The 7,538-nt window shown below is 55.8% G+C and carries 8 protein-coding genes; all 8 read left to right on the top strand.

Annotation, left to right across the window (positions count from 1 at the left end):
• Positions 1-1,028 precede the first annotated feature (1,028 nt).
• Positions 1,029-1,184 carry a 50S ribosomal protein L34 gene (gene rpmH / locus LQZ21_RS14635; RefSeq protein ID WP_411045319.1) on the top strand — a complete coding sequence of 52 codons (156 nt, stop codon included), beginning with the start codon at positions 1,029-1,031 and terminating at the stop codon, positions 1,182-1,184.
• Positions 1,185-1,204: 20 nt separating this feature from the next.
• A complete protein-coding gene (rnpA, locus tag LQZ21_RS14640) occupies positions 1,205-1,576 on the top strand; it encodes a ribonuclease P protein component (protein WP_411045320.1) in 372 nt (123 codons plus the stop codon).
• Positions 1,577-1,579: 3 nt separating this feature from the next.
• On the top strand, positions 1,580-1,798 hold the full coding sequence (gene yidD / locus LQZ21_RS14645; RefSeq protein ID WP_411045321.1) for a membrane protein insertion efficiency factor YidD: 219 nt from the start codon (positions 1,580-1,582) through the stop codon (positions 1,796-1,798).
• A gap of 65 nt (positions 1,799-1,863) precedes the next feature.
• Positions 1,864-3,651, top strand: a complete 1,788-nt coding sequence (yidC, locus tag LQZ21_RS14650; RefSeq protein ID WP_411045322.1) for a membrane protein insertase YidC — start codon at positions 1,864-1,866, stop codon at positions 3,649-3,651.
• 36 nt (positions 3,652-3,687) lie between these two features.
• A complete protein-coding gene (gene jag, locus LQZ21_RS14655) occupies positions 3,688-4,425 on the top strand; it encodes an RNA-binding cell elongation regulator Jag/EloR (RefSeq protein ID WP_411045323.1) in 738 nt (245 codons plus the stop codon).
• Positions 4,422-5,213 (top strand): DUF6675 family protein, encoded by a 792-nt coding sequence (locus tag LQZ21_RS14660; RefSeq protein ID WP_411045324.1) that lies wholly within the window; start codon positions 4,422-4,424, stop codon positions 5,211-5,213. Before jag ends, LQZ21_RS14660 begins: the two co-directional genes overlap by 4 nt.
• 28 nt (positions 5,214-5,241) lie before the next feature.
• A complete protein-coding gene (locus LQZ21_RS14665) occupies positions 5,242-6,186 on the top strand; it encodes an AAA family ATPase (protein ID WP_411045325.1) in 945 nt (314 codons plus the stop codon).
• Entirely contained in the window at positions 6,152-7,378 is a 1,227-nt protein-coding gene (locus LQZ21_RS14670; RefSeq protein WP_411045326.1) for a DUF58 domain-containing protein, read from the top strand. Before LQZ21_RS14665 ends, LQZ21_RS14670 begins: the two co-directional genes overlap by 35 nt.
• Positions 7,379-7,538: the final 160 nt, after the last annotated feature.

Raw genomic sequence — 7,538 nt, forward strand, 5'->3', positions numbered from 1 at the left:
GGGGGGGGGGGGGGGGGGGGGGGGGGGGGGGTAAGAAATTGAAAATGGAGAATGAACAAAAAGAGAGAAGGGAGGAGTTAGGAGTGATATAAAGAATAGTAGTGTATGTCATGGCTTCCTCCTTTTTGTTTTCCTGCCGGCTTGGGCCGGTCCCTTTTCCAATAATTACCTACACATTATTATATCACGTTTAGTTCCAAAAATCTCGTTTTTTTTAAAAATTTTTAAAAAAAATGCAAAAAAACGTCAAATTTCAGCCCCCCCCGCCAAATTCACCCAAAAAGCGCCCTCCGGCGCCTGGTACCATGGCCTAATTAAGAAATTCACCACAAAGGCGCAGAAGGCGAAGAAGGGGAGAAGGGGAGAAGGGAATTAAGAGGGAAGAGGGTTAACCACGAACCACACGAACCACACGAACCACACGAACCACACGAACCACACGAACAGACACGAACAGACACGAACGAAGAGGAGTGAGGAGAGGAAGAGAATGCCCAACTGGCCTCTTCCCCCCCCGGCACTCCGACAGTTTAGGCCCCGTGCCGGCGAAGCCCGGTGGGGAATTACGCCCTGCTCGCGTCTCTGGAATTCCCCGCGACCACCACCGGTTAGCGCATAGGGGTACCCCCCACGGCTAAGGCCTCTTCCCCCCCCCGGTACTCCGGCAGTTTAGGCCCGTGCCGGCGCAGCCCGGCGGGGAATTACGCCCTGCTCGCGTCTCTGGAATTCCCCGCGGTAACAGACCGGTCACGGGCTGTGGACGCGGACTCTACAGGTTAGCGAGCAGGGCGTAATTCCCCACCGGGCTTGCCCCCCAAGCCTAAACTGCCGGAACAAAAACAGTACCTGACACAGAGAATTTAACCACGCTGAATTTCGTTATCCTTGTATTGACCTTACTTCCGGTTTCCTCTACACTGGGATAAGGCTATTCCACGATCGGTTCGGCGGAACCGGTGGAACCTATTATTTTGATCCCATGAACCTTAATATAGATGGGCTGTTAAAACAGCAAAGGAGATACTCCTATGAAACGAACTTATCAACCAAGTAAAGTGAAACGGAACCGGAAATTTGGGTTTCGGGCCCGGATGAAAACCCGGGGAGGGCGTTTGATTTTGAGGAGACGCCGGGCAAAGGGCCGGATTAAACTAAGCGTTTCCGACGAAAAAAAGCCCTATTAACGGCTTGACCTCCTCAAGTCTTGCCTTTTCACGAGGAAAAGAAGCCCGCTTTCCGGTTTTTACGGAGGGAACGGCTTAAAAGAAGGGATGGAATCCGGGAGGTTTTTAAGCGGGGAAAAAGCGTTACCTGTTCCGGGGCAAAATTGTTTTTCAAAAGGAATGGATTGCCCCATAACCGGGTGGTGTTTACCTTTGGCCGCAAATATGGGAATGCGGTAAAACGGAACCGATCGCGCCGCTGTGGACGGGAAGCATACCGGCTTATACGGAACGAATTAAAGACCGGTTATGATCTGGTTTTGCTGGTTTATCCCGGAAACGATAGTTTTGCAGGGCGGATGGAACAGTTGAGGGTTCTGTTTTCTAAAGCCGGGCTGTTTTATGGAAATTGAATTATGACACTTTTGCGGAATTTGGTTCTTTTGCTGATCCGGTTCTATCAAAGGCTTATTTCACCCCATTTTCCGGCCAGTTGTAGGTATGTTCCTACCTGTTCCGCCTATGCCTATGAGGCGGTACAGAAATATGGCGTTTTTCGGGGTCTGGTGCTGTCTTTTAAACGGATCCTGCGTTGTCATCCCTTTCATTCCGGTGGTTATGATCCGGTACCTTAACGAATAACAGGAAAAGCCCTTTGGCTTACGTTCAAAGGCTTTCGTAATTCCTGTCAAGGAGTCGCATGGAAAAGCGAACATTGTTGGCCGTCGTACTTTCAATCGTGGTTATATCGGTTTTTTATTTTATTCAAGGTATGACTATGCAGTCCAAAGCCCTTGAACCGGGAACCCCGGCGGAGGCAACCCAGGCCCCCCCGCCCGCGGCGGTCACCACGGCTTTGCAGGGTGGGGAAGCGGCGGAGACGCCCTCGAAAAGCGCCGCCCTGCCGGATGTGGCGGAGGAAGCGCCCCCGGTGGAGCAGCGGGTTACCATTGAGACCCCCCTTGTTGTGGTGGCGCTGACCAATGCCGGGGGGGATGTGGTCTCTTATAAGTTAAAGGAACACAAGGATAAGGATGATTTTGTGGAAATGGTGCTGCCCGGGGAAAAGGAGTCCCATGCCTTTACCATTGCCTTCGGCGGCCTTAACGCGGAACCGGTAACTTCCTTCTTTTATGTAAATACCCCCTCGGAATATTCGGTGGAATTTTACCGGGATTTCGCGGTCTCCCTGAACGGCGAAGACGGCCGTTTCCGCCTGACCAAACGCTACGATTTCAGGCCCGACGAGTATATGTTTGAGCTGACCATCTCCCTGGACGGCGGCTATTCGGTTTCCTCCCTGAATTTTTCCGGCGCCGCCTATACCCTGGGCTTTGGCCCCCAGATCGGCCCCAAATTCGAAAAATTGGACCAACGCTACGACTACCGGCAGTATTATACCTTTGCCAACGGCAAACGGAAGCAGGAAAAGGTGACGGAAAACGCCCCCGCCCTGATCGACGCCCGGGTTTCCTGGGCGGCCATTGCGGGAAAATACTTCACCTTTATCGCGGTTCCCGATGCCACCCAGTATCAACTGGCCTTTTCCGCCAAACCCGAGCCGGGCCTGCCCAGCCCTTCCCGTTTTTACATGATCCGGCCGCCCTCAAACAGTTCCCGGACCACCGACACCTACCGGTTTTATCTGGGGCCCAAAAACCAAAAGGCCCTGGCCGTGTACGATAACGGGGACAACAGTTTTAAACTCCGGGACATGCAGTTTATCAAGGTCCTCACCACCAGCGGCATTCTGGCCCCGGTGGAAGCGGTCTTAAAATGGCTCCTGGTGATCTTCTATCATATTGTGCCGAATTATGGGGTGGCGATTATCCTCCTCACCCTGCTGGTTAAGATCCTGATGTTCCCCCTGACCAAAAAAGGTTCGGAATCGACCCTGCGGATGCAGGCCCTCTCCCCCAAGATCAAGGAAATTCAGGATAAATATAAGGACAATCCCACCAAGATGAACAGTGAAATGGCGGAATTGTATAAAAAAGAAGGCTATAACCCCTTGTCGGGGTGCCTCCCCCTGTTGCTGCAATTTCCCCTGTTCATCGCCATGTATAACCTGTTTAACAACCATTTTGACCTGCGGGGGGCGATGTTTATCCCCGGCTGGATTCCGGATCTTTCCCTGCCCGAGGTGGTATGGAGTTTCGCCCCCTTCCAGATCCCCCTGGTGGGGTGGAGCGATCTGCGGCTGCTCCCCTTTATGTACCTGGGTTCCCAGTTGCTCTACGGTAAAGTGACCCAGACCCCGGATCAGAAGGGGAATGCCCAGATGAAAATGATGCTGTATGTCATGCCCATTGTGTTTTTCTTTATTCTGTATAATGTCCCCTCGGGGCTGTTGTTGTACTGGATCATGTCCAATCTATTAACCATGGTGCAGCAGGTAGCGATCAATAAATACATCGCCCGGAAAAAGGCTCCGGCGGCGGCGGTCCCCGAGCCGGTTATCGCGCCCAGGAGAAAAAGGAAGAGATAACCAAAACAGCATAAATTCTTTCGCGAGGAGCGGATTATGGTATATGAATTTGAAGGCCGTACCGAAAAAGAAGCAATTGATCGGGCGGCGGAAGAGTTAGGTCTTAAAAGGGATGGTTTTGATGTGGAGATCCTCGAAGCCCAGCGTTCGGGGTTGTTTAAGAAGGGATATGTGAAGATCCAGGTTCACACGGATACCGAAGTTTCCCGGGAGCGGTTACCGGAAGATGATGATGACGATGTGGATGATGAGCGCCCTTCATCCCCGGATGAACCCCACAGCCAGGCCGTGTTTGGGGAGCCGGAGGCCAAAAATGAATTTGAGCAGAAAATGCTGCAGTTTGTGGAAGAAGTTATCCGGCGGATGGGGTACGAGGGAAAGGTTTCGGTACTCTTTAGGGAGGAACGCAAGCTGGGCCTTAAAATCGATTCCGAATACTCGTCGATTTTGATCGGCAAAAAAGGGAAAAACCTGGACGCCCTCCAGCTGCTGGCCAATATCTATGCGGGCCGGCAGGGCCAGGAGGACATGCGGATCATCCTGGACAGTGAAAATTACCGGATCCGCCGGGAAGAATCCCTGGTGCGGCTGGCCTATACCGTGGCCGACCGGGTCCGGGAAAGCCGGGGCTCCATATTACTGGAACCCATGAACCCCTTTGACCGCCGGCTTATCCATACCACGCTGAACGATATCACCGACGTAGAAACGAAAAGCGAGGGGGAAGGCCTGTACAAGCAGGTCCGGGTTTATTATCGGGGAAGCATGCATTGAAAAAACCCGCCGCGGTCTTGCTCTTTTTTCTGGCGATCATGCCGGGATTTACCCTGTCGCTGCATGACCTTATCGATGCCGGCCGGGCGGAGGAACTCCTGCGGGAGGGGACGATTTTCAGCCTCCAGCTCAAGGATCCCCAGCCGGCCCTGTTGCCCCGGAATGTTTCCGCCGGGCAAATCGTCTCCCGCATCATGGGGGACCTGGAACCCAGCATGGTGGCGGAAAGCCTCTCCCTCTACCAAAAGCCGGACCCGGCGGCCTGGAGTGAGGCGGAACGGAACGCCCTCTACAACGGGGCCCTCTCCCTGAGCAGCCTGGCGGGCTTACAATACTTCTCCGCCAGCCGCAATGAAATGCGGATTTTTTACGAGACTTCCACGGTGATCGACGGGCCGGAATCCAAAAATCCCCTGCCGGACCCTTCCTATAGTACCCCGCCCCCGGAACTGACCCTCTATGCCCGGCAAAAGGACCTGACCTTTGGGGATAATCTCTACCAATACACCTACTATGCCGGCCGAGACAGCCTGATACTGACCCAGCAGAACCTTACCAAGATGCGTTACGGCCTCATCACCGCCGTGGGGGAAAACAAGCTCTGTTCCCTGCTGGCGGTAATCGACACGGAAACCCATCTGCTCATTTACGCCGTATCCATGGCAAAGGTCATTTCCCTGCCCATGCTGAACAAACGGGTGGGCCGCTCTTTTTCCACCCGGCTGGAAGCCCTCTTTACCTGGTTTTCCGGCCGGGCGGACCGGGTTTTTCACCGGGCAGTTCCCTGATACCCGTTCCCCATGGTACACTGGACGTATGAGTACTAAAACCGAGACCCTTATCAACGGGGCGGCCCGGGTTATCCGGGGGAAACAGGAATTTCTGGAACTGTTTACCGCGGCGGTCCTTGCCGGGGGCCATATACTTATCGAGGACAACCCCGGCTTGGGGAAAACCACGGTTGCCAAAACCTTTGCCAAGCTTATCGCCGCCGATGACGGAAGGCCCCTCCTCTTTAAACGGATCCAGTTTACCCCGGACCTGCTCCCCTATGATATCACCGGCGTGGATGTGTTTGATCCCGAAAGCCGGTCCTTCCGCTTTGTACCCGGCCCGGTTTTGGCCAATATCGTGTTGGCCGACGAGATCAACCGGACCACCCCCAAGGTGCAGTCCGCCCTCCTGGAGGTGATGGCGGAACGGCAGGTTACCATCGGTTCCGCCACCCACCGTCCCCCGGAGCCGTTTTTTGTTATCGCCACCCAGAACCCCATAGAAAGCGAGGGGACCTTTCCCCTGCCCGCGGCCCAGTTGGATCGTTTCATGATGCGCCTCTCCCTGGGTTATCCGGACCGGGACGCGGAGCTTTCGATTCTGGAGGACAATCCCGCCGAAGGGGCCCTCAACAACCTGGAGCCCCATTTGTCGCTGCAGGATTTTCTTGCCCTGCGGCAGGAGGCGGCGGACCTTTTCTGCCACACCGCCCTGAAGGCGGCCATAGCCGATATTGTCCGGGATACCCGGGCCCACCGGAGTTTTCTCCTGGGGGCCTCCCCCCGGGCGGGGCTTCACTTTTTACAGGCGGCCAAAGCCTTGGCCCTGGTTAAGGGGAGGACCTATGTCACCGATGAGGATCTCATCGCCCTGGCCGTGCCGGTTTTGGGCCACCGGCTTAAGCTGCGGGATCCCCGCTCCCACGGGGATAAATTAATCCGGGAGTTATGCCTTGCGCGGATCAATACCCTTAAACCCCTCGTTTAGTCTCCGGGGCATAGTACCCATACCGCGGTTTTTGGGGATCGCCGCCGGGATCGTCGCCCTGCTGGCCCTGGCGGTGGGGGGACTGCGGAAAGAGCTGGTCCTTACCCTGATGAATTCCGTCTATATCGCAGTCCTGGCCTATAGCTTCCTGGGGGTTTTGATCCTTGCCGGGGCCCATAAAAAAAACGCCCTGGCGCTTTCGGTGCGCCTGGCGGTACGGAATATAAGCCCCGGCAGCCGGGGGGAATTGCTCCTGACCAGGAACGGCGCCGGCCGGGGACATTTTTTCCGCTTTCCCGGCATCCTCGTCCGGTACGAACTGCAGCTTGCTACCAGGGACGGGCGGATCATCCGCTATGTTTTTGATCCGGATAATCTTGAGGAGGATCAGCGCTTTTTCCCGGTCCGGGAGCGGGGGGCCTATTACAGCGCCCACGACGGGTTTATCATCACCGATTGCCTGGGCTTTTTCCGGGTTTCGTTCCCCATACCCCAGGACGGGGGGCCCCGGCTTCTGGCCCTGCCTGCCCCGGCGGAGGAGCCGCCGCCGGTGTATATTCAATCCGGCGGAAACTCCCAACGGACGGAATTTAATTTTCAGCGGACCGATGACCTGACCGATCACCGGCCGTATATACCCGGGGATGATCCCCGGCGGATCAACTGGAAACTCTACGGCCATGGGGGGGAGCTCTTTGTCCGGGAGGGGGAACCGGAACCGCCGCCCCATTCCCGGCTGGTCATTTTAGTGGATACCCAGGCGGATCCCCTCCTCTTTACCCCGGAAACCGCCCGGTCGGGGGTGGATCTGCTCTGCGAAAACGCCCTGGCCCTGGCCCTGGAGTATCTGGACCGGGGCATGGATATGCAAGCCGGGTATACCGGCGGGGCTATCCGGGGGGGGAGCGCGGCGGAGTTGGCGGAGGCTCTGGCCTATCCCGCGGCGCTTCCCCTGTCCGCCGGGGAGGATCTCCCCGAAGTTTCCGACCGGGGGGTCCTGCTCCTGGCCCTGCCCCGGGATTCCGGGGAACCTACCGCCCTGGACCGTTTTTTGCGGAAACGGGGAAACAAGCAGGGGGTGGATCTGGTGTTTCTCTACCGGGGGGAGGGGCTCGACGAGGCCGCGGAGACCTGCGTCCGGTTGTATCACCAAAAAGCCGGCTTTCATGTCCGGTGTTTGCGGGTCCGTTAAGAACAGAAAAAACCACGAACCTCACGAACCACACGAACAGAAGCAAAGACAAATTGGCGTTTTCACCGATAGTTCTTTCCTGCTTTCCCACGAACAAAGAAGAGAATTCAGGTATAAATTCCGGAATATCGAAGCAAAAGTTCGTGATGTTCGTGTCGTT

Origin of the sequence: Treponema sp. TIM-1 (assembly GCF_046533115.1) — a bacterium.
GTDB lineage: Bacteria > Spirochaetota > Spirochaetia > Treponematales > Breznakiellaceae > JAIRMO01.

Coding starts and splice junctions, on each gene's coding strand:
- jag (WP_411045323.1), top strand. CDS start 3,688: ATGGTATATGAATTTGAAGGCCGTACCGAAAAAGAAGCAATTGATCGG.
- rpmH (WP_411045319.1), top strand. CDS start 1,029: ATGAAACGAACTTATCAACCAAGTAAAGTGAAACGGAACCGGAAATTT.
- LQZ21_RS14665 (WP_411045325.1), top strand. CDS start 5,242: ATGAGTACTAAAACCGAGACCCTTATCAACGGGGCGGCCCGGGTTATC.
- yidC (WP_411045322.1), top strand. CDS start 1,864: ATGGAAAAGCGAACATTGTTGGCCGTCGTACTTTCAATCGTGGTTATA.
- yidD (WP_411045321.1), top strand. CDS start 1,580: ATGACACTTTTGCGGAATTTGGTTCTTTTGCTGATCCGGTTCTATCAA.